The 22,147-nt window shown below is 54.5% G+C and carries 21 protein-coding genes; 3 read left to right on the top strand and 18 right to left on the bottom strand.

Annotation, left to right across the window (positions count from 1 at the left end):
• Nucleotides 1–93 precede the first annotated feature (93 nt).
• From C173_RS04215 to C173_RS04235, 5 genes are all read right to left on the bottom strand, one after another.
• Nucleotides 94–375, bottom strand: coding sequence for a hypothetical protein (locus C173_RS04215; protein ID WP_036722771.1), 282 nt, complete (start codon nt 373–375; stop codon nt 94–96).
• 559 nt (nt 376–934) lie between these two features.
• On the bottom strand, nt 935–2,356 hold the full coding sequence (locus tag C173_RS04220; RefSeq protein ID WP_036722772.1) for a hypothetical protein: 1,422 nt from the start codon (nt 2,354–2,356) through the stop codon (nt 935–937).
• A gap of 161 nt (nt 2,357–2,517) precedes the next feature.
• Complete coding sequence (locus C173_RS04225) at nt 2,518–3,063, bottom strand: hypothetical protein (protein WP_036722773.1); 546 nt, start codon at nt 3,061–3,063, stop codon at nt 2,518–2,520.
• A gap of 76 nt (nt 3,064–3,139) precedes the next feature.
• Nucleotides 3,140–5,131 carry an FAD-dependent oxidoreductase gene (locus C173_RS04230; RefSeq protein WP_036722774.1) on the bottom strand — a complete coding sequence of 664 codons (1,992 nt, stop codon included), beginning with the start codon at nt 5,129–5,131 and terminating at the stop codon, nt 3,140–3,142.
• 139 nt (nt 5,132–5,270) lie between these two features.
• Nucleotides 5,271–6,092 (bottom strand): MerR family transcriptional regulator, encoded by an 822-nt coding sequence (locus tag C173_RS04235; RefSeq protein ID WP_036722776.1) that lies wholly within the window; start codon nt 6,090–6,092, stop codon nt 5,271–5,273.
• An 85-nt stretch (nt 6,093–6,177) separates the two neighbouring features.
• Between C173_RS04235 and C173_RS04240 the strand changes: the two genes are divergently transcribed.
• Both C173_RS04240 and C173_RS32655 read left to right on the top strand, forming a co-directional pair.
• The gene (locus C173_RS04240) at nt 6,178–7,401 is read left to right on the top strand and encodes a UvrB/UvrC motif-containing protein (protein ID WP_235191763.1); all 1,224 of its coding nucleotides are present in this window, start codon (nt 6,178–6,180) and stop codon (nt 7,399–7,401) included.
• Between the two features lie 96 nt (nt 7,402–7,497).
• The gene (locus C173_RS32655; RefSeq protein WP_051477813.1) at nt 7,498–8,325 is read left to right on the top strand and encodes a GNAT family N-acetyltransferase; all 828 of its coding nucleotides are present in this window, start codon (nt 7,498–7,500) and stop codon (nt 8,323–8,325) included.
• Between the two features lie 17 nt (nt 8,326–8,342).
• On the opposite strand, the gene C173_RS04250 is transcribed toward C173_RS32655, so the two are convergent.
• From C173_RS04250 to C173_RS04295, 10 genes are all read right to left on the bottom strand, one after another.
• Nucleotides 8,343–9,578, bottom strand: a complete 1,236-nt coding sequence (locus tag C173_RS04250) for an alpha/beta hydrolase family protein (RefSeq protein WP_051477814.1) — start codon at nt 9,576–9,578, stop codon at nt 8,343–8,345.
• A 132-nt stretch (nt 9,579–9,710) separates the two neighbouring features.
• The gene (locus tag C173_RS04255; RefSeq protein ID WP_036722777.1) at nt 9,711–10,145 is read right to left on the bottom strand and encodes a DUF3021 family protein; all 435 of its coding nucleotides are present in this window, start codon (nt 10,143–10,145) and stop codon (nt 9,711–9,713) included.
• Between the two features lie 16 nt (nt 10,146–10,161).
• On the bottom strand, nt 10,162–10,482 hold the full coding sequence (locus C173_RS04260; protein ID WP_235191764.1) for a LytTR family DNA-binding domain-containing protein: 321 nt from the start codon (nt 10,480–10,482) through the stop codon (nt 10,162–10,164).
• A gap of 316 nt (nt 10,483–10,798) precedes the next feature.
• Nucleotides 10,799–11,599 (bottom strand): ABC transporter ATP-binding protein, encoded by an 801-nt coding sequence (locus tag C173_RS04265; RefSeq protein ID WP_036722782.1) that lies wholly within the window; start codon nt 11,597–11,599, stop codon nt 10,799–10,801.
• Nucleotides 11,599–12,630, bottom strand: a complete 1,032-nt coding sequence (locus C173_RS04270; protein WP_036722783.1) for a FecCD family ABC transporter permease — start codon at nt 12,628–12,630, stop codon at nt 11,599–11,601. Before C173_RS04270 ends, C173_RS04265 begins: the two co-directional genes overlap by 1 nt.
• Nucleotides 12,627–13,667 carry a FecCD family ABC transporter permease gene (locus tag C173_RS04275; protein ID WP_036722784.1) on the bottom strand — a complete coding sequence of 347 codons (1,041 nt, stop codon included), beginning with the start codon at nt 13,665–13,667 and terminating at the stop codon, nt 12,627–12,629. Before C173_RS04275 ends, C173_RS04270 begins: the two co-directional genes overlap by 4 nt.
• On the bottom strand, nt 13,664–14,755 hold the full coding sequence (locus C173_RS04280) for an iron-siderophore ABC transporter substrate-binding protein (protein WP_036722785.1): 1,092 nt from the start codon (nt 14,753–14,755) through the stop codon (nt 13,664–13,666). The genes C173_RS04275 and C173_RS04280 overlap by 4 nt, the downstream gene beginning before the upstream one ends.
• 597 nt (nt 14,756–15,352) lie before the next feature.
• Complete coding sequence (locus C173_RS04285) at nt 15,353–16,981, bottom strand: copper amine oxidase N-terminal domain-containing protein (RefSeq protein WP_036722788.1); 1,629 nt, start codon at nt 16,979–16,981, stop codon at nt 15,353–15,355.
• Between the two features lie 353 nt (nt 16,982–17,334).
• Entirely contained in the window at nt 17,335–18,189 is an 855-nt protein-coding gene (locus C173_RS04290) for an SDR family oxidoreductase (RefSeq protein ID WP_036722790.1), read from the bottom strand.
• Between the two features lie 128 nt (nt 18,190–18,317).
• On the bottom strand, nt 18,318–18,902 hold the full coding sequence (locus C173_RS04295; protein WP_036722791.1) for an NAD(P)H-dependent oxidoreductase: 585 nt from the start codon (nt 18,900–18,902) through the stop codon (nt 18,318–18,320).
• 121 nt (nt 18,903–19,023) lie between these two features.
• Between C173_RS04295 and C173_RS04300 the strand changes: the two genes are divergently transcribed.
• Complete coding sequence (locus C173_RS04300; protein ID WP_036722792.1) at nt 19,024–19,458, top strand: MarR family winged helix-turn-helix transcriptional regulator; 435 nt, start codon at nt 19,024–19,026, stop codon at nt 19,456–19,458.
• A 34-nt stretch (nt 19,459–19,492) separates the two neighbouring features.
• Here the strand turns inward: C173_RS04300 and C173_RS04305 are convergent, their stop codons facing one another.
• Genes C173_RS04305 through C173_RS04315 form a run of 3 tightly spaced genes read right to left on the bottom strand, consistent with a single transcriptional unit; the run spans nt 19,493 to nt 22,085 of the window.
• Nucleotides 19,493–20,401: an MFS transporter gene (locus C173_RS04305; RefSeq protein ID WP_235191765.1), complete on the bottom strand. Its 909-nt coding sequence runs from the start codon at nt 20,399–20,401 to the stop codon at nt 19,493–19,495.
• A gap of 11 nt (nt 20,402–20,412) precedes the next feature.
• Complete coding sequence (locus C173_RS04310; protein ID WP_051477816.1) at nt 20,413–21,162, bottom strand: ABC transporter permease; 750 nt, start codon at nt 21,160–21,162, stop codon at nt 20,413–20,415.
• Nucleotides 21,159–22,085, bottom strand: coding sequence for an ABC transporter ATP-binding protein (locus C173_RS04315; RefSeq protein ID WP_036722794.1), 927 nt, complete (start codon nt 22,083–22,085; stop codon nt 21,159–21,161). Before C173_RS04315 ends, C173_RS04310 begins: the two co-directional genes overlap by 4 nt.
• Nucleotides 22,086–22,147: the final 62 nt, after the last annotated feature.

Genomic DNA, 22,147 nt, shown 5'->3' on the forward strand with positions numbered 1-22,147 from the left:
GCTCCCCCCATTGCCCCTCGGGTACCATTAAAAGCAAACAGGCACCCCGGATCAACTCCGGGAATGCCTGTTCAACATAGCCTGTTCCAGGCTCTAATCCTGGGACTCGACAACCTGCCCATCCAGCGAAGACAATCTGCGCTTCTCTTCCTCCAGTCTCTCTTGGACCAGCTCTACCCCTTGTTTCCCGACCGAACCTTCCGGGGCATGGCGCACGGCTTCCTCAGCGTGCTCCAGGCTGTTCTCTGCCTGATCCATCATCTGCCCGGTCGGATGACTCGAAGCCTGGGTTACAGCGTTGTGCAGCTTCGTCACCGCATCGTGCGCCTGATCCACCGTACTGTTGGTGCGCAGACTGGATTCATAATGCTTCATAAGATCCTTCCCCCTCCATCACAATGTCCGTTCTTCTGTAGGATGGATTAGGGAAGGAAATCTTATGCGGATTGTAGGCGCGGGGTTCACCCGGAACGGATATTTATCTGGTTGTGGCGGGCAGCAACTGGTGCTACGTGTGATTTTGGGGGACAGGCTGGTTTCCGCAAATCTCAGTACTGGGGGCTGTATGCGCTTGGACGGGTGGAGGTCATTATCCCTTTTCGCACACTCTTGTTCCATGCGGACCGTACGGACGTTATTACTCTCAAAACCGTGGCCTTTCGCTCCATGCGGACCGGAGAGACCTTATCCCTCCATAAGCAAGGCCGAATTGGGCCAAATGGGAGCAATAAAGGCTCTGGAGTCCGCATGGGTTCGAAAACAGGCTGATTTCTGGAAATAACGGCGCTGGGGTCCGTACGTACCTGAGTGGCGGAGGTTATGAAGTTACAGCGCTCAGGTCTGTGTGTACTGGAGTGGTGGTGGCTCTGGAAATAACGGCGCTGGGGTCCGTATGCGCCCGGGCCGGTGGAGGGTATGGCACCTTAAGCGGTGCCTACACCAGGAACATGGCGACAATGGTCATTGCCGTAAGGCCCAGCAGGACCGGCTTCAGATTGCGCCGGGCCAGCTCGAACGGGCTGACGCCGCAGATCGCAGCGGCGGGAATGAGCGCCCACGGGATCAGGGTGCCGCCGCCGACCCAGATGGCGGCCACCTGCCCAAGGGCGGTCAGCGTTGCCGCGCCGGAGTGGATCGCGGCGGCGAACAGCCCGGCAATCGAGCCGGCCAGCGAGATGCCGGAGAATCCGGAGCCGTCGAGGCCGGTAATCGCCCCGATTACCGTCAGCGTTACGGCTCCCACCACCCCGTTCAGCGGCACGTGATTCGCCAGGGCCACGCCCAAGTCGTTCACGATGCCGTGCGAGCCGTCCGGCAGCACCTTGCCGTACAGCTCAGTGAAGGCGGCGTCGCCCAGATAGAAGAAGGCGGCAATCGGGATGACCGGTCCGAAGACCTTGAAGCCGAAGGTAAATCCTTCGATAAGATAGGCGGTGATCTTCTCCAGGCCCTGCCCCTGGCCGCGATGGGCCAGCAGGGTAATGACAATCAGGATCAGCACGGCGGTTCCCCCGACCAGCGCGGTAGCATCTCCACCTTGCAGGTGAAGCACGAACATGCCGATCACATCCAGCAGGAAGAGCAGCGGAATGGCGATCGCCAGCCCTTTGCGCAGACGGTCACTCATGAGCACTGGCTGGGCATCATCCGTCCCCGCATCAGCCGGCGGCTCTGCTGCTCCCGGGGAAGCGACCAGGCCGTCTCTCCAGGTGCCATTCTTCTGGTCGCGCTTCATCATCCAGAATGCGCTCACCGTCGTGACTATCCCCATCACAGCAACCAGGGGGATACTGGCTTGCATCACGCTAGACACTGGAAGACCAGCGGCATCCGCCGTCAGCTTCGGAGCGCCTTGAATAATATAATCGCCGGAGAGGGCGATCCCGTGCCCGAACAGGTTCATGGCTACCGCTGCGCCCAGCGCAGGCAGACCGACCCGGACCGCCACCGGCAGCAGAACCGCCCCGACCAGCGCTACCGCAGGGGACGGCCAGAAGAAGAACGAGGTCACCATCATAATCAGTCCGATTCCCCAGTAGGCCATCGCCGGTGTGCGCAGGAACCGGGTGAGCGGCGATACCATCGTCTCGTTGATGCCTGTTATAATCAGAATCCGGCTCATCGCCACGATAATGGAGATAATCATTATGGTGCCGAGCAGCTCCCTGGTTGCATAGACAAAAGAATTAAAGATCCCCGACACCGACCCGCTAAGCGTCGCCGTCGCCAGCAGCCCGAGCGCCAGAATCCCGGTCACACAGATCATTGTCGTATCACGCCGCTTGATCAGCAGCGCCAGAATGAACACAATAAACACCAGATACACCCAATGAATCGCAGTAAGCTGGATACCCATTAGCCATGCGCCCCCTTTCCACTTACAAATAGCAAGCAGGTGCTATATGCTATGCAGGAGGATAGGCCTTTGTTCGCCTCAGGGACGCGCAGAACCTCACAAAAAGACCCCTGCCTCCACCTTATATGGATTCAGGGATCTTATTTGCGGATTACACTCTGTTACCGGTGCCTGCCTGCTCTTCTGGCCCGGAGGAACGCTAGCTGCTTCAGTCTGTCCTGATCGTATAAGCTGCCCGCGATTTCCGGTTGCCCGGTATGTAGATGGGTAATCTCCTGTACGGCTGCTGGTCTGGGGGCGGCAGGAAGAAGGGAGGAGGTTCCGTCCCTGTGAACGATCAGACTATGGCCGGGTGAGGATTGCGGCTCGCGCACATACTCGTCAAGATAGCCATACACCTTACGCTGCATCACAGGATCTTTGCTCATCTGCTGCAGAATATTCGGAGCGATTATAAGCTCCCGCTGATCACTCCGGTCTCCTGCGCCGGTCTTCTCCCCCTTGCTGCCGTCTTTGGCTACCGCCATAATGCGGACGGACAGACTGTACCTTGCCTTGATTCTGCGTGCCTGTTCCTCAATTGCCGCTCCCACAGCTGCCATCATCTCCGGGAAGCTGAGCGAAGATGAACCGGCAGAAGTATGGTCCGCCTGTTGCGGTGAGCGGGTCAGCGAAGCGGCGTTGATTCGTGATATGGGAATATACATCGGACGCTCCTCTTCTCGCGCGTAAAGTTCAGGACAACTCTTTATCGGCAAAAAGAGGAAAATTACTTATAAAGGGCTATTCCTTAGCCAATGCGCCCGCTGCCGCATCCTCGCCGCCAAGCCGCCCGGAAGTGAAGGAGTAGCCCAGCCCAACGCCGTTGCCTACATAGGTATCATTGAAAAGCACCCCTTCAGACTCCACGCCCACGGCGTACAGCCCTTTGACCGGCAGACGCTTATCATTCAGCACCTGGAACTTGGTATTGACCAGCAGACCGCCTACTGAACAGAGGTTGTTGATCTCGGCAATAACGGCGTAATACGGCCCGTTGCTGCCCATAGGAACCAGATATTCCTTTGCCTTGCCGAACTCCGTATCGGTGCCCGTCTTCGCTGCTTCCTCATAGAGCTTGAACTCAGCGGTAAATACTTCAGGGTCCATCCCTGCATTCTTCGCCAGCTCCTCCAGTGTATTGCCCTTGAAGCCGTCGCCGTTCGCTACCATGGATTCGAAGACTTTATCGGCATCCTTCCATGGCTGCTCCAGCGTGAACTTGTCTGTATAGGAGGCATAGAATTCCGGCGGCATGCCCGGAAGCTTAGGTGCCTGAACCCCCTTCATCCCCTTGGCCTTAAGGGCATCCAGCTGCGCCTGCGAGACAATCACCAGATGATATGCTCCGTTAAAAGCACTGGTATTCGCAGCTGCAACCGCCGTCAGCGTCGCCGCCTCATCTCTGAATCTCGCGCCCGAAGGGCCGACATTCATCAGGGTTGGCAGGTAAGACAGCATCATCGGATAGCTGGCTTCAAACGGCTCATACTCCGTCTTCAGCTTATCTGTAGCTCTTGCCAGCGTCTGGTGCAGCATCTGCCCGCCGAAGTTGTCCGGCACCTTCGCGCCGATCTCCCAGGACATCTTCAGCCCTTCACCGATGTTCTGCCCAAGCCCGCCATTGACGCCTTCGAAGCCAAAGGCTTCCTTAACCATCTCTTTATTCCCGGCATACCCGCCGGTAGCCATTACAACGCTTGCCCCTGCAATCTCCAGCGTTGTTCCGTCAGACTTCTTGGCCACGACTCCGGTAACCTCTCCATTAGCGCCAGTCAACAGCTTCTGAGCGGTGGCCTCCGTGATCACCTGTCCGCCGCCCTTCTCTACGGATGCTGCAAGCATCTTACGCAGCAGCTCCTGGCGGGTCTCATAAGGAGGCAGCATATGGAGCTGTTCCCCGGCGAAGTTCAGGAAGGTGGTGGTGTAGCCCTTGCCGGTCAGCCAGTCATAGGTCTCGCCCGACTTCGTAACGTATTGGCGGATCGCCGCCGCATCCACACGCCAGTGATTGTTCACGATCCAGTCGGCAATCTCCTTCTCGACTTCTACTTTCAGCCCGCTGCTTAGCGCGGCCGAGGAGTTGTAGAATTTGCCTGCCCAGGACAGGTTGCTCGCGCCGCCGATCGTCGCTGTTTTCTCGATCAGGATTACCTTCGCGCCCTTATCCGCTGCCGATACCGCTGCCGACACACCGGACGCACCTGCACCAACCACGACCACATCTGCGGACAGCTGCTCGGTCTTGCCTTCTCCCGATTTCACTACAGCCTTTGTTTTAAAAGCCTCCACATTGCCGCCCGCCTGCTTAAGCGCATCCTCCACAGCGGTCAGAATCGCCTTGCTGGACTCGGACGCACCGCTGACGGCATCAATATTCAGGGTCTGGCCGGATAGAATCTCCTCCTTGACCTTGTTGATCGCCTCTACCCCGATTCCGGCGGTTTCGTTCTGGCTGACCACATTGATTCCGGTAATGACCGAATGATCGTCAAGAGTCACCTCAACCTGAATCTTGCCATCCTTGCCTTCAGCCTCTGCTTTATAGGTTCCCGCTTTGAAGTCTGCCGGTACAGCACTTGTATCCGCTGGCTGTGACGCCTGCGGCGAAGCGGACGGCTGCTCTGAAGCTGCCGGTGCGGCGGAATTGTTACCGCTGCAGCCGCTTAGTAGCGACAGGACCAATACCAGACATACGGTGATTAGGAACACTCGTTTTGTTGCTTGCTTACGCATCAATTTCTCCCCCTGTGTGGTTAATGCAGCCCCGTTTCTCTCTAATGGGACTGTTGACTACCGCACAAAGTGTAAACCTTGGTACTGTACCAAGGTCAATGAACAATATGTGAAACTTTTCTCAAAGTAGGGTGAACGCTTACTCCGCTTCAACCGGAATATTAATCTCCAAATACGTTTTGCTGCCGTTACCCGTGCGCTCAGTGAACAGGATTTTACCGCTGATATCCCCGCTAATCTTATAATTCCTTGCCTGCACATACTCTAGCATGAACCCGAAGGCTCCCCGCTCCAGGTAATCCTCATGGCCGCTGACAATTACGGCAGAGATGCAGGTCGCCGGCTCCAGAACCTCCACACTGTCATTCAGGCAGACCCCGAGCTTCATCTGATCCTCCGCAAGCAGGCCAAGTCCCCAGCTATACTCCAGCTCCCCTAGTCCACAGACGCATTCGCCTGCCTTATTCTCAACCCGGAAGGAATAAAAGGTGAACGGCAGCAGCTCCATCCATGCCTGGACCGTGTCTTTGAGATCCTCCTTTTGCAGCAAATGATTCTTGTTCGTCTGCTGAATCCGGTACATCCCCGGCACCTGCTTCATCTTGCACGTATATAGAGATGCGCTGACCTGCGCCAGCTCCGCCTGAATCTCCTGAATCTTGCCGAGCAGCAGCCTGCTGCGCCGGATCTCCTCCTCCAGCTGCATACCGGCGGCAGCAATCGACTCCATCACTTGCTCACACGGCGCGTCCTTAATCAATCCGGCTACATCCTGAAGCGGAATCTGCATGCTCCGGTACCATCTGCTCGTCAATAGATTCCGCGCATCCAAATCATTGAAATACCTGTAGTTATTATGCTGATCCTTCATCGGCCGGACAATATCATGTTTCTCATATAAGCGCAGTGTATCTGCCGTCACTCCCAGAATGGACGCGAATTCACCGATCGAATACTTCATCAGCAGCCCCCCAGCTTACTTGATCGCATACGCTCATGCCTATCGTTCATGCAGTTAATGATAGAGGGTTTGGCCGGGAGACATTGTGGATTATGTCACACCGCTGCTGCCGGAGCACCGGGAGGAGCTTTTCCTGTCGCAGGTGGCGGCAGCATGGTCTATACTTGAAAGATACGGAAGAAACTCACGAACGGAGGCGGCTGCCATGCCCGCACATCTAACAGACAAGGTCGCCAGCCTGCCCTTGACGCCTGGCGTATACCTGATGAAGGACGGCCTGGGCCATGTGATTTATGTCGGCAAGGCGAAGCAGCTGAGGAAGCGGGTCCAGTCTTATTTTTATAATAATAAGGGACATTCTCCCAAGGTGAAGCAGCTGGTTAAGCATATCCGTGATCTGGACTACCGGCTGACCGACACGGAGCTGGAGGCCTTCATGCTGGAATGCCAGCTGATCAAAGAGATCAAGCCGATGTATAACCGCAAAATGAAAAATCCGCTCGCCTACAGCTACATTTCCATCGTGGACAAAGCACCTTACCGGCAGATTGAGATCGGCTACGAGCCAAGTACAGAGGCGGGCAGCCTCGTCTATGGCCCTTATACCAGCCGGAGTACGGTCGAGAGAGCGGTGCTGGGCATCAAAGAATCACAGCGCATTCTGTGCAGCAGCCCCCATTCCCGCAACTCACGGTGCCTGAACCACTCGCTGGGCTTATGCATCGGCATGTGCGGAGGCGGGGAGGCAGCTGTGGCACAGTATGAAGCAGTCATAGACGAGATCATCTGCCTGCTGGAAGGCAGGGACAGCCGGATTGTAGCCGGACTGGAAGCCCGCATGGAGGAAGCTGCGCTGCGGTTCGACTTCGAGACCGCCGCCAAATTCCGCGATTATCTGGGGGCGGTTCACTCGCTGCTGCAGAAGGAGCAAGTGATCGAATTCACCGGAGCCAACAAGAATATTATCGTGCTGGAGCCAGTAGACGAGCACTCCCATAAGCTGATCCTAATCAAGGGCAGCGTCATCCTCTTCCGCACCCTGCTGGCAACGGAAGCCCTGAATGAAGGGCAGCTCACCGGGATGATCGCTGCATCCGCCCGGGAGGTCTTCCACAGCAGCAGCCAGACCGCCGCTACGGAAGAGATGAGCCGCCACAAGATCGACGAGGCACAGATCATCTACAGCTACCTGAAGAGCAGCTCCAGCCATTATCTGCTCGTCCCGCTAGAGTGGCTGGAGGATGAGGGTGTGACGAGGTTAGAGGAAGGGATAGCGGAACTCGTTCAGTCTTCTGTCTTGGATATGTAGCAATTGATTATAGAGAAACTCTACCATCAGTCCCCTGATGAATCATGTCATAATTTGTATGATCGTTGAAGATTCGTTGAGTACAGGAGGACATTGATGAACATACAGATTATTCATCCCGAAGCAGACCAGTACGGGAACAGCAGAGAGAATATCTTCATTGCTTTGGGTGAGCAAGGAGATTACCTGGGCAGTGCCTATACCTATCCGGCGATCAATCATCACCAGACACCGGACACCCCATATCTGATCTATATAAGCGTTGACCCCGCTGAACATTCGGATGAAATTGTACAGCAGGAAGTTAGCCGGGAGCTGTTTAACCAAGTACTGATCCGGGCGAGAGAGCTGCGGGCATTACGGCCGGACTTAACCGCCAGAATCTACGGCGAATTCCAAGCAGACCAGAAGCAGCGTGACTTTTACATAGGGACCCAGTTCGAAGCAAATTACAGCATAATTATGGAGGCCTCTATTGCGGAAGGCTTCACTTACAACCTGCCGGAAGAGATAACCGTGCAGCCGGAGGACCTTCATTCAGAGGACAGACGGATAGTCTACAAAGAGCGGTACGATACCATATTTATCACCCCACTCAATCTGGACACACTTGCGGAGCAAGGCAGACATCCCCATTTCCGCAATCTTTCGTTTGGGCGGGACGGCAGGCTGCTGGGAGGCTGTACCTTTTGGGCGGCAGATGGCTGCGGTTATATTGAAACGCTGTATGTTATGCCCGAAGCCCGGGGAACCGGAATCGCCAAGGTGATCATGAATTATATATTTGATTATTTCTTGGCAAATGGGATGAATCTGGCCAGACTCGAAGTCTGGGAGCTGAACACCTGCGCAGTTGCGCTGTACCGGTCCTTGGGCTTCACTAGGGTGGAGCATAAAACTGCGTTTCCCGGAATCACCTTATAGCCGCCGCTGCATCCCCTTTAATACACCGCCTGCGGCGCAAACCGGCCGGTGCCTTTTAACGTATAGTCATAGAATTCAAGAATTAGCCTGTTCATGGTCTCAATACAGTAATACTTATCGATATCCGCCTGCCCGCGCTGCAACATATTCGCCAGGATGGGGGAGAACAGCGGCAGATCGGTCAGGCTCAAGTGCTTGGCTCCCTCAAAATGAACGGTATACGCATCCTTGAAGTTCGGATTGCGAGTGTTATTCGCTGCGTAAGCCGAGTTCTTCCCGAGCTGTCTCCACACATCGTCCGTGTATATGTTCAGCAGCGGTACGCGGTAAGGCTCATCTTTGGCCGCCAGATCATTCATCTTCCGGTCATACACCAGCTCGGTGAAGAACGGGGCATCCAGATTGACAACAGCATCCACATCGCTGCGCTCCCGGCCAAGCGCGACGCTTGCCGCACCACCCATGGAGTGGCCGATTACGCCAATATGCTCCGTATCAATTAGTTGGTACACGGGGTCCTCGCTACTGGCGGCTTTCTCCAGGATATGATCGATTACCAGATTCATGTCTCCGGTCCGCAGCTTCATCCATTTTTGCGTAAGGCCGTATAGCTCCTCCATGGTGTAAATCCCGTCTTTGTTGGAATCGTTAACTTCCCGCATATAATCAGCATTAATCATAGTGACCTTCCCGTCCACGCTCTGTGTATAAAAGGAATGGTAAGGATGATCGACGGATGCCACAACATAGCCGTGACTGGCCAGCTCCGTGAAGGTTGAAGCGTTGCTCTCTCTAACCCCAAAGGCGCCATGGGAAAAGACGATCAGCGGGTACGTTCCCTCCGCGTGGCCGGGATACCAGAACTCCACATTCACCCTCCGGCGCTCTCCGGTATCCGTAAATCCCTCCATCCGGTTAGGGTCCGTATAGGTGTACACAGCCGTTCTGACCTCATATTCCCCGGTCACTTCAGGTGCACGGTACTGCGGGAATAGAATAGGCGGGATAAGTGAGATTAGCAGCGCCACAGCGGTTAGCAGCCTTTTCCACACCCGGGTTGAACGTCTGGACGGTCTCACGCCTGTCTTCTTGCGGAGCAGATCAACCGAGCCTTTCAGCGCAAAAATAAACAGCAATGCCGCCAGCAATCCCCAACTAAAACCCCACTCGATCACAGGGGACAATGTCAGAATAACGAATACGATAAATAGGGTAATTCTAATCCAGCTTAAGAGCTTGATGCGGCTGTACATAGGGATAATTCTCCTTTTCGCGTGAGGTGATGAATTCATCATAAAAAACTGCGAAAAGGGTGTATACCCATTTACGGTAAGCTGTAGCTACAGGGCAATAAGATGCATAAAAGCGCGACATTACCTACGGAATCACCCGCGAATGTCCTGCTTCACAGCCTTCAGTCTCTCATTAATCTGCTCCGCTTCCTTCTTATCCTTCTCATAGGACAGCAGACGGACAATGGCATAGACTACAGCGATTTGCAGGGCAAACAGAAGTGCAGCGGACACACTGGCTACAACTCCGATCAGGCTGGCAAGGGCAATCAACAGAATCTCCAGCAGGAGAAAATGAATCACAATTCTAACACGCATCGCCTGCTCGCTTACCTCGTTAGGAGCGTACAACATCATGCCTGTCAAGGCTCCAAGCAGGGAGAATCCCATAATCGTATAGATGGATATCAGATCAAAGGCGAGTTCCGGCATAAAAATCTGCCGCAGCACCGTAATGATAATGATGATGGATGCGAAGATAACCAGAAAATCGCGGATGATATCTTTGACAACCTCAGAACGCTTCATGCTGTGATCCCCTCCTTTATAATCCAAGTCTTTGTTTCAGTACGGGCACATACTGTCTTGAAATGACTACACGTTCCCCATTATCAAGCAGTGCTGTGAACCTGCCACTGAGGGACGGACGCACACTTTCGATCTTGGCGATATTCAGAATCGTGGATTTGGAGGCGCGAAAACAGTTCTTGTCCCGGCACAGCTCCTCCAGCTCATACAGCTTCTGCTTCACTTCATGCACCTGGTTCTCGCTGTAGACAAACACTTTGCCGTCCACGGCTTCGAAATAATAGACGTCACTGAGCTTGATGCGGCTGACCCGCTCTTCCTGGACTCCCAGGAGCACAAGGGTCTCTGCCTTAAGCTTACGTACAATCTCACTGATCTCTTCGTTTGCTTCATAGCATCTGATGATGATTTCCTCTTGCTGCTCCCTGCTGATATGCTCGATGGAAATTTTGATAGGATCACCTGCGTTAATTCAGAATGGAAGGTCTACCGCCTAATTCATGTTCATGATAAGGGAATGGATCTCATGCGGCAAATATAATTTCTATGGGTACACAAAAGGCTGCCCTCCGGTGGACCGGTCGGACAGCCTTATATGCAATGTGAAACTGCCGGGAGTATGACATCTGCAGTCCTTACTCTAGCGCATTCGCCTACCTGTTATGATACCGCCCTCTAGGCACAACCAACGGGGAACCGGAGACCGGGTCAGGGATGACTGTGCTATCCAGTCCGAAGATCTCTTTGACCCGCCCGCTGGTGATGACCTCTGCCGGTGAACCCTCCGCCACCAACCTGCCGGAATGCAGCGCAAAGATATGGTCGGCATACCGGGCGGACAGGTTGATATCATGCAGGACCATCACAATGGTGGTTCCGTGCTTGCGGTTCAGATCGGTCAGCAGGTCCAGAATCTCCACCTGGTAGGTGATATCCAGGAAGGTGGTCGGCTCGTCCAGGAACAGGATGTCGGTCTGCTGGGCCAGGGCCATCGCAATCCAGACCCGCTGCTGCTGGCCGCCGGAGAGCTCATCGATATTACGGTTAGCGAATTCGGTAATATTCATAATCTCCATCGCTTCGGCCACGGCCTCGTAATCCTTCCGGGACCAGCCTCCAAGCAGGGACTGGTGGGGGAATCTGCCGCGTCCCACCAGATCGGCAACCGATATCCCTTCCGGCACAATCGGGGATTGCGGCAGCAGACCAATGACCCGCGCCAGCGCTTTGGCCGGAATCTGCGAGATCGGCTTGCCGTCCAGCGTCACCTGGCCTGCGGTGTGCTTGATCAGCCGGGCCATGGTTTTGAGCAGGGTGGATTTCCCGCAGCCGTTCGCTCCGATAATCACGCTGATCTGCCGATCGGGGATCACCAGGTCTACCCCATGAATAATCGTCTTATTCTCATAGCCTGCTACAACCTGTTCAGCTCCAAATACATGTGCCTTGTTCATTATAACTCTCCCTTTCGATTCATGCGGATTAACAGGAAGATCAGATAAGGCGCTCCGAGTAATCCGGTAATGATGCCTACAGGGAATCTGTACTCAAAAGCAAATTGTCCAATCAGATCTGACGCCAGGACCAGATTCACGCCGACCAGACCTGCGGGGATGATGCTGGAAGCGCCGGTACCCACTAGTCTTTTGGCAATCGGCCCTGACAGGAAGGAGACAAACGCAATAGGTCCGGTAGTAGCCGTAGCCATCGCCACCATGCAGACAGAGCTGACAATCAGTGCAATTCGGGTTCGGTCGGTGCGTACTCCAAGCGAGGTAGCCGACTGCTCCCCCAGCTCGAGAATACTCAGATGCTTGCCCAGCAGGATGATGATAGGCGAACAGATCAGCACGATGATCATCAGCGGCGGAAGCTCGCGCATCTGTGAGCCGTTGAGACTGCCGGTCAGCCAGCGGACCGCTGAAGGGATGTCCTTCTCGGAGCCAATCAGCAGCAGGTAGGAGATCACGGCATCCAGCATCGCCTGAAGGCCGATCCCGATTAGAATTAACCGCCCGATGGAGAAGGTTCTTCCCCTGGAGAGCACGTAGATCAGCAGCACGGTAGCAAGGCCAGCGATTACCGAAGCAACAGAGACTACAGCTCCGCTGGCTTGAAGGATCACGATACAGTATACCGCCGCCGCACTCGATCCAGAGGTAATGCCAATGACATTCGGATTCGCCAGCGGATTGCGCAGCATCGTCTGGAAGGTGTACCCGGCAATGCCGAAGGCGAATCCGGCAAAAAGACCCGCCAGCATCCGCGGCAGCCGGATCACATTCACAGCGAAGGAGACACCCTTCAGCTCTTCGCCGGAAAGTGCGCGGATGACCTCCGAAGCAGGATAGATGGTATTCCCGAGCAGCAGCATCGCGCAGCACAGTACACAGGCAAGTACGGCAAGCAGGCTGGTAACAATCAAGCCCCGGCGCTGTCTCTGACGTCTGCCCGCCATAATGAATTCAATCGTTTCATTTCTCATAAGGACCGCACTTTCGACTTCATCGCTAATAGAATCAGGATCGGTGCCCCTACAAAGGCTGTGACTACACCGACTTCAAGCTCTCCGGGGCTTCCAATCAGCCGGCCGCCTACATCGGAGACCGTGAGAATAATAGCCCCGGTGACCGCTGACATCGGGATCACGAACCGCAGGTCCGAGCCGAGGATCAGCCGGATTACGTGAGTGGACAAGAGGCCAATGAACCCGATAGGCCCGGCCAGTGCCGTCACTGCTCCGCATAATAATACCCCGGCCAGCGCTGCTATAAGCCGCAGTGTCCCTGTGCGGACCCCGAGTCCGGTCGCCACATCATCGCCCAGGGCCAGCGCATTCAGGGCCGGAGCCGTAATGAAGGCAATCAGCATGCCGATCAGCAGGAACGGAAGGAAGGTTGTAATGCCGCTCCAGGTCCCCGCACCCACGCTGCCCACCTGCCAGAACCGGAACTGGTCCATGACGTAAGCGCGCGGAATCATGATAGCGGTAACCAGAGAGGACAGAGCCGCGCTGATGGCAGCACCCGCCAGAACGAGCTTAATGGGCGTGGCTCCGCCACGCCCCATCGAGCCGATTCCGAATACGAAGACCGCTGTAATTGCAGCTCCGGCTAAGGCTAACCATATATATTGGCCCGCAGTGCTTATGTTCAGGAAAGCAATTCCGCAGACTACGAACAAAGAGGCTCCCGTGTTCACCCCGAGGATGCTCGGATCGGCAATCGGGTTACGGGTCACCGCCTGCATCAAGGCTCCCGATACGCCGAGCGCCCCGCCGCACATCAGGCTGAACACCGTCCGGGAGATCCGCTTGCGCACCACGTTTGCCCCATAGCTGTCCACTTCTGGACGGAAAAGCCCGTCCATCAGCTCATTCCAGCCTACATGACGGGCTCCCAGTACCAGTGAGGCAATGATGCACAGGACCAGCAGGACCATGCAGCTCACCAGCACCAGGATGAAATTCTTCGGCATATGCAATTTTAGCTTGTTATCGTCCGAGACCGGTGAACTCATCATTTTATTTTATCAATAGCTCCCCCAATTAAGGCAAGGTATTCATCAATCGTATACGCAATGGACAGCGGGTTCGGTGTTCCGGCAGCAACCAGCGGAGTATCACTGTCGATAAAAGCTACCGATCCCCGTTCAATGGCCGGGATTTTGCCGATCAGTGAATCTGCCTGAAGCGTCTTAAGCAATTCGGCATTGCCATAACCTACGATCAGATCTGCATCATACAGGGCTTCCACATTCTCAGAGCTTAAGCTGAGCGAGTAGCTGGTTGGGTCTGTAATCTGTTTGGTAATGCTCTCGGGATACGTCATGCCCAGCTCATACAGGAATGCGACCCGGGAGTCCACAGGTGTATAAATATGCAGTTTCGACAAATCCTCAGCAGAGAAATTGACCCAGACTACTTTTTTGCCGGCAATTTGCGGATATTTGCTCAGCTTGTCCTTAACCAGGGCTTCGGTGTCCTTGATGAGCTGCTCGCCTTCAGGCTTCATACCCATGCCTTCTGCGTTCAGCAGCACCTGCTCACGCCATGTCGTAGCCCAAGCAGCCGTCGGGTAAGCTACCACTGGAGCGATCTGGCTCAGGGTCTCATAATCTTCCTTCGTTAGGCCCGAGTACGCGGCCAGAATAACATCCGGGTTGGCGTCAGAGATTGCCTCGAAATCAAGACCATCGGTATCCTGGAACACATTCGGAGCGGTTACATTCAGCTCCTTGAGCTTATCAGCGGTCCAAGGCAGCAGCCCGCTGCCATCCTGCACACCGAAGTTCGCAGCCGAGAAGCCTACAGGGACAACGCCCAGAGCCAGAGCCACATCATGGTTAGCCCACTGCACAGTAACTACGCGTTCCGGCTTGCTTTTAATTACAGCTTCACCAAGCGCATGCTTGATGGTAATCGGATAGGTCACAGCATCCTGCGCCGCTGGTGCTTCTGTGCTTGCCGCTTCGCTAGTTGCAGCTGCTGTCGGTGCCGGGGTAGGTGAAGCAGCTGAATTCGACTGGTTGGAGGAACAGCCTGCCAGCACTATAGTTAGCGCTAATGGAATAAATAATGTCTTGAAAGAGAACTTTTTGGTACGGTTCATGTGTGGACCCTTCCTTATCTGAATAGGTTTTTTATACGATAATGAGAATCATTATCGATAAATATATACGTGTCTGGACAGGTTGTCAATGTACAATCTGGATTCCGCGCGCAAACCTCAGCAAAATGTCCGATGGGAATTTTCGGATTACAAAAAACCTTTTTAAAAAGTGGGCTAAAGGGAGGTTGTTGGTGGTCGGGGCGGGCGGAGATTGGGATTGTTGGTTGGAATAGTAGTGGCTGTGGTGGTTGCTCGGGGTCCTTTGCTCCTCAGTTCTGCCACCCTGACCGCCTTTACCAAATGTAGTGGGATTTATCCCTTTGATCTCCTCGCAACAACCGCTTTAATCGGATTTAATGAGATTTATCCCTTTTATTAGCTTGCAACGAGCACGTTTCACCATAATTAGTTGGATTTATCCCTCTACTTGTCCGATATATCCGACCTCCGCCTAATTTAATAGTATTTATCCCTTTGAATACTCATTCTACGTGTACATTAAAAAAAGCCCCACAAGCAACCACCTTTTATAGTGGGCCGCTTGTGGGGAAGTCTGGGGGTAGTACAGAAAGGTTAGCTAAGTTAGCTTACTTACAATCACATGCTCTTAGTCAACGTAATAGACTGATCGGCGTTGCCCCATTGTACGTTCCAGCCCAGTAATTCGGTGATGAAACGAAGGGGAACTACGGTTCTGTTGTCGTCGTTCACAAAGACCTTGGCGCCGACGGATTTTCTCATGCCGTTGACTTCCATGAAGTCTTTGTTCATCCAGAATACCAGGGTGTCGCTGCCTGCTGTAATGGTAACCTGCTGCGCCTGCTTGTCCCATTTCACCTCTGCCCCGATCCCTTCACTCAGATAACGAAGCGGGATGTAGGTCATTCCGCTCCAGATGAACGGCTTAGTATCCATTTGAGTTACTTGTCCGTTAATGTTCAGGACGCCGCTGCCCACCTTCATCCAGACTTTCATCATGGAAGCAGGATCTGCTGGTGTTGCAGGTGCAGGTGCTGCTGCATCCTGGAACTTGTCGTTGAACTGCGTAACAATTGCATTGCCCAGCGCTTGGCCTACCCCGAACATCGTCTTGTAGCCCTCGCGGTTCGTCTTGTAAGAAGCGTCATAGTTGCCCGCTGCATATTGCGTAAGCATCTGCTGCACTTGATTCTCGTGGGTGGTCAATGCGGATTGTCCCGCTGACTTCGGCAGGTTGCCTGCTGTAGCCGAATCAAGGAAGGCTGCAAATTCAGTGGTGAAGCCTGCGATACGCGCTTCTACTGCCGCTTTTGCCGCTGCATCATTGTTCTTCACTGCCGCTGTGAAATCAGCCTGGGCATTCACATGATTCGTGACCCAGATCTTCTCGAAGGCCGCTGCCCCCTCTGCACCATAGATAGAAGCAATTGCTGCCTTGAAGTCTGCCGTATTCATGGCCTCGGCTGCAATCAGCGCATTGGAAGCGGCTCTTCCGTCATATTGCTCCTGCATTTGCAGGACGGACAGAGCAAAGTGTTCACCCGCTAACTGGTTGAGTGCGGATCTCAGATCAGCAGCTTTGGTATCTGCCTTGGTATTCTCGAATTTAGCAGGCATTTGCGTAGTAATCGCACTGGACAAGGCTTTGCTGATACTGAACATTTCTGCATAACCCTTACGGTAAGCTTCATACGCGCCCTTGTAGTCACCGGCTGCATAATCCTCGAACACTTCCTGGACATGGTTCTCATGACTGCGGATAACCTGCATCGCGGCAGCTGCCGGAAGCTTGCCCTCTGTTGCCGTGCCGAGGAAATTTCCGAACTCGTCTACAAAGCCGCTTACTTTATCTTCTGCAGCTTGGACGGCTGCGGTGTCCTTGTTCTTCGTCGCCTTCACCAGATCGTCGGTGTACTTGTTATGAGCGCGGAAAATCCGTTCAAATTCAGCTGCACCTGCATCACCGTAAAGTGAAGCAATGGCGGGCTGCATATCGAGCGCGTTCTGATCAAGCGCCTGGTAGGCCGCTGCCGCATCCTTAGTACCGTCATAAGCCTTTGTCATTGCGGTTACGGCAAGGGTGAAATGCTCGGAGAGCAAATAATCCAGGCCCGCTCTCAGCTCGGCTGCCGGTGTATTCACCGAAGCCTTCATCATTGTGGCTGCCGGGGCTGCCTCCGCACCTGCCAGCGCAGGTATCATCAGGGTCAAGCTTAACATCGGAACGACTAATTTCTTCATCTTCATCTCAATTCACTCCTTAGGTTGGGGTAATATGTGGTGTTCACGTTGCCTGTCTGCCTGTTTGTCTGTACATACACTGAAACGCAAGGGATTCAGGTTTGGATCACAATCCCGGCAAAAAAAATAAACACCACCCCAACCTTCGTCCCCCAACCCGCTTGTATCTCTAGCCGCGGCGCGGCTTACACCGCATTTTGCTCCCTCTGATCTACATCCGGCCCGCGCGTCTCCCGCTCAGATCATGCAAACGCAAAAAAAGGCTGCCTGCCGGTTGCCAAACAACCGGTATAGGACAGCCTCTTCTCATAGCAGGCCCTGCCAGAGTATAACTGGCGGGCTTGTTCAACCAACAGTGATTAACCCAGCAACGCGCGTACGCCTTCACTCAGCGGGGTAAGCGGACGGTTCAGCAGCTTCACGAGGTCGCCGCTCTCGATATTCAGCGCGCCATCACGGATGGCTGCCTGAATGGCAACGACGATTGGCAGCGCCGCTTCCGGCACGCCTGCACCTGCCATAATCTTCGCATAGGCGGTGTCATCCACTTGCTGCACAGCAACCTCCTGGCCTAGAACCTCGCCGACCACTGCTGCCAGCTCTGCCTGGGTAAGCGGAGTACCGGACAATTCGTAGATGACACTCTCACGGCTCTCTCCAGCCAGAACAGCAGCCGCCGCTTCAGCATAATCACTGCGCGTAGCCCAGCCTACCTTGCCATCTTCGGCAGAGGTCAGCCATGGAGCGCCGGCCTTCACGGCCTGAATGGAGCCGACTTCGTTCTCCAGGTACCAGTTGTTGCGCAGGAAAGCATACGGAATGCCGGATTCACGGATGAACTCTTCTGTGGCACGGTGTACCGGTGCCAGGAACAGGGAGCTGTTATCGGCATCGCCTACACTGGTGTAGACGATGAAGCCTACACCTGCACGGACAGCTGCGTCTACAGCTGCCTTATGCTGGCGGATACGGGTGTCGTTGTCGCCGTCAGCCGAGACGATCAGCAGGCGCTCCACTCCGGCAAAGGCGGTGTCCAGCGTCTCCGGCTGATCGAAATCACCATGACGGACATCGACCCCGCGCGCCTTCAGGGCTTCTGCCTTCTCCGGGTTTCTGACACTGGCTACAATATTCCCAGCGGGTACGGTCTTCAGCAGAGTCTCTGCTACGATGGAACCAAATTTGCCTGTTGCTCCTGTTAATGCGATTGTCATCTCATATTCCTCCATTTGGGTTCTTGTATTTCAATCTCAGCTATAAGCTCTCGTTGACATCGGTGATCATCACTCATGTAACCATTGTAGTTACAAGTTGGCCGGATGTCAAATAGATTGTTCAAGATTCACCCCACCGTCTTGAAATAGCGGTAGATCTGCTCCAGCTTCTTGCTATGCTTCCCCTTCTTGCTCTCCATGTTACCGAATTCGAAGAACTTCACCTTACGGATGCCCACGTAGTTGAACAGGGCTTTGCGCATCAGTATCTTATGCGAGTTCCCCAGCCACAGCAGCGGGTAGTGGGTCGGCCCCTTCATGCTGGAGATGCAGATCACGCTCTTCCCCTTGAGCAGCCCCTCCGGCAAAAGTCCGCCCTTATCCCGGTAGGCGAAGCCCGATGCAAACATCCGGTCGATGTAGCCCATCAGCATCGCCGGAGGGCGTCCCCACCAGATCGGATAGACCAGAACGATCTGATCGGCCCACAGCAGCTGCTCCCTGTACTCTGCCAGCTCCGGTTCCCGGTACATATCCCGTCTGCGCCGATTCTCATTGAACACCAGGACCGGATCGAATCCGGCCTCATACAGATCAAGCACCTTCACTTCCGTAATCTTCGCATTCTCCTTGCTGCCGCGCAGCACTTCCTCCAGGAAGGCGTAGCTCAGGCTCTTATGGTTCGGATGGGTGTAGATCACAAGTGTATTCATCAGTGGTATTCCCCTTTAGTTGTCATTTGATAACAAAAACATACCACAGCCGCAAAATACTTGTCAAATGATAATTGTTTTTTGATAATTATTCTGCTATTGTGACCTCTGAGGTGATCTTATGGACAACAACCATCTATTCCAGAAATTCATAGCCTTCACTGCCGCCGTCCATCAAATAACGAACGATATTTCCAAAGATGTCAATTCGGACGGCTTAACGCCGCTGCAATATAAGATTGTTGAATACATCGCCGTCAGCCAGCCTGTTACGCTCAGCGAGATCAGCGACTGCATGAACATGTCGATGCCCAATACGAGCCGGGAGCTGAAGAAGCTCAGCGAAAAAGGGTTATGTACCCGCATCACCGACCCCGCTGACCGCCGCAGGCAAGGCATTACACTCTCCGCCGCAGGCGAGGCGTTGATGAATGAGGCCTTCGGACAGATCGCTGTCCGGTTCGAGCAGCGGATTGCCGCCCTGAGCGCTGAGGAACGCAAAGAGACCGAGCGGGCGCTCGATCTCTTGCAGCAGAAGGTATTTTATTTGAGCTGAGGATACATCCTCTCTCCATACATGAGCGGTTATTTCACAGCGACGCCCTTCCGGGAATCTCCGCAGGGATCTCTTCCTTCCGCCGGATGAAGAAGGACAGAATCAGTGCAACCACTGCGGCTCCTGTGGTGACCATAGAAGCGACATTCATTCCATGAATTAAGCTATGGACATCGCCCGTCTGTTTCAGGCCACCGCCGCTGTAGGTCATGATCGTCACAAGCAGCGCTGTCCCGATGGAACCGGCGACCGTCCGCAGCGTAGTGTTCACGGGAATCCCGTGGCGGATCAGGGCAGGCGGCAGGGAATTCATTCCGCTGGTGACGACGGGCAGCAGGGTCAGGCTGACACCGACCATCCGCAGTGAATAGCCAACCATCAGGAACGTATAGGACGTATGCTCCGTCAGATTGGAGAACAACAGTGCAGAGATGACCGTCAGGCTGATTCCGGTGATTACCATCGTTCTGGCACCTATTTTGTCAAAAATCTTCCCAGCGATAGGGGACATAATACAGATCAGAATCGCACCGGGAAGCAGCATCAGACCCGACTTCAGCGCGGTGTAGCCAAGCATGGTCTGCATATAGAGCGGCAGCAGGAGCTGCGCGCTCAGCATGATAATCATCAGGATCATACTGATTACAGTAGCCAGGGTAAAAGAGGGACTGGTGAACACCCGCAGCTCCAGCAGAGGATTCTCCATCGTTAACTGCCGCCAGACGAAGAGGCCGAGCGCAATGAAGCCTACTGCGAGGGAGATCAGCACCTCGGTGCTCCCCCACCCTTTGCTGCCGGAGACGCTGAAGCCATACAGCACGCCGCCGAAGCCGAGCGAGGACAACGTCATGGATAAAGCGTCGGCTTTGCTTTTTACCTGTGGCGTAACGTTCTTCACGAGAAATACCCCAAGGAGCGTAAGCACAATAATAAAACTCTGCAATTCCACCCGACTTAGGTCTGGTCGGCATACCTCCACCAGACAAGCGTGCCTATGAGGCCAACAGCGCCGGTGAGAAACGGAAGCAAACGGCTAACCAGCTCCAGATGTGCGCTCTCCTCTCCTGAGGCACCGCTGAGCAGTCCGGGAATGGCCCACGGAATATACTCTACAATGCCCAGCGCCCCGCCGAACTGAGCGATCACAATGGTAAGCAGGACGATGCCCAGGGGATACAGGAAACCGCGCCCGATACAAGCCATCCACGCTACAGGGATGCTCAGAACAACCACCATGAGACAGATCTGTGCGTACCCGCTGAAGCCCTGAACAATGACCTCGAGACTCCATCCGTCCAAGCCAGTAAACCATGCCGTGATGCACCCAGCTATGAACATGAACAAGGATAGAACTTCACATAATAACGTAGAAACAACGATCTTCGCAGCGGCCACCCCATACCGGGATAGCGGCAGGGCCAGCAGATCCTTCACCGTGCGGTCGGAGTATTCCCGGCCGAAGCTCCAGCTGTACACGAACCCGAAGCCGATCAAGCCTCCCATGGAGACGACAATGCCCAGCTCCTTCAGAAACCCTGCCACATTGATCTCACCCTCAAAGGCGCTCTGGGAGCCAATGGTCCCGGAGAACACCAGCCCGATCATTACCGGCACCAGGATGCTGACCACAAGCGATATCACGAACAGCCTGGAACGGCGAAGCTTCAAGACCTCCACCCACAGGGCCGATAGCCATTGATTCATGGTCTCACTCCTCCTTCAGATCCAATGACTCTTAGAAAATAATGCTCCAAATCCTCTTCCTCCACCTGAATCAGCGTAGGCGGCATATCCGCATACACCAGCAGCTTGGAGATGTAATCCGGGTTCGTTACGGCACGTTCCTCCTGAAGCAGCAGTGTGCCCTCTGCATTCTGCTGCACCACATAGCCTGCCTGAGTAAGTCTGCTGCGGGCACTTGCCGGATCGCGGGTCTCTACCCGCAGACTCCTGCGGAGCAAGGGATGAAGATCCTTCACATCCGTCTCTTGCAGCAGCTTCCCTTGATGCACGATGCCGATTCTGCTCGTCAGCCTGGAGACTTCGCCAAGAATATGGCTGGAGATAAAAATCGTCACTCCCTGATCTGCCGCAAGCTCCCGGAGCAGTTCCCGCACCTCCACAATCCCCGCCGGGTCCAGCCCGTTCGTCGGCTCATCCAGAATCAGCACCTGCGGATGATGCAGCATGGCCTTGGCGAGGCCCAGCCGCTGCCCGTTACCGAGGGAGAGCGTCCCGGCTTTGCGGTCCCGGTAAGCGGTAAGCTGGAGCCTGTCGATAATACTGTCAATGGCAGAGCGGTCCGGGATACCCCGCAGCCTGCGGATAATCTCCAGGTTCTCACGGACCGTAAGCTCAGGATAGGAGTAGGGAGTTTCGACCATGTACCCTACCTCTGCCCAAAGCTTATGGCTGCCCGCATCGACCCGCCGTCCGAACAGGTAGGCCGACCCGGAATCGGGGCGGATCATGCCCAGGAGCATGCGGATGGTTGTAGTTTTGCCTGCTCCGTTCAGCCCAAGGAATCCGTAGATTTCGCCCGGCTTCACCTCGATCGACAGCTTATCCACAGCATGATGGCTGCCGAAATGCTTGGTTAATCCTTCTGTCTGAATGATTGCGTTCATCATCATCACTCCTATGCTTCTTTTAAAACTAACTAGTTGTTTATATTTAGTCCAAAGAAACA

Origin of the sequence: Paenibacillus sp. FSL R7-277 (assembly GCF_000517965.1) — a bacterium.
Taxonomy (GTDB): Bacteria; Bacillota; Bacilli; order Paenibacillales; family Paenibacillaceae; genus Paenibacillus_AQ; species Paenibacillus_AQ silagei.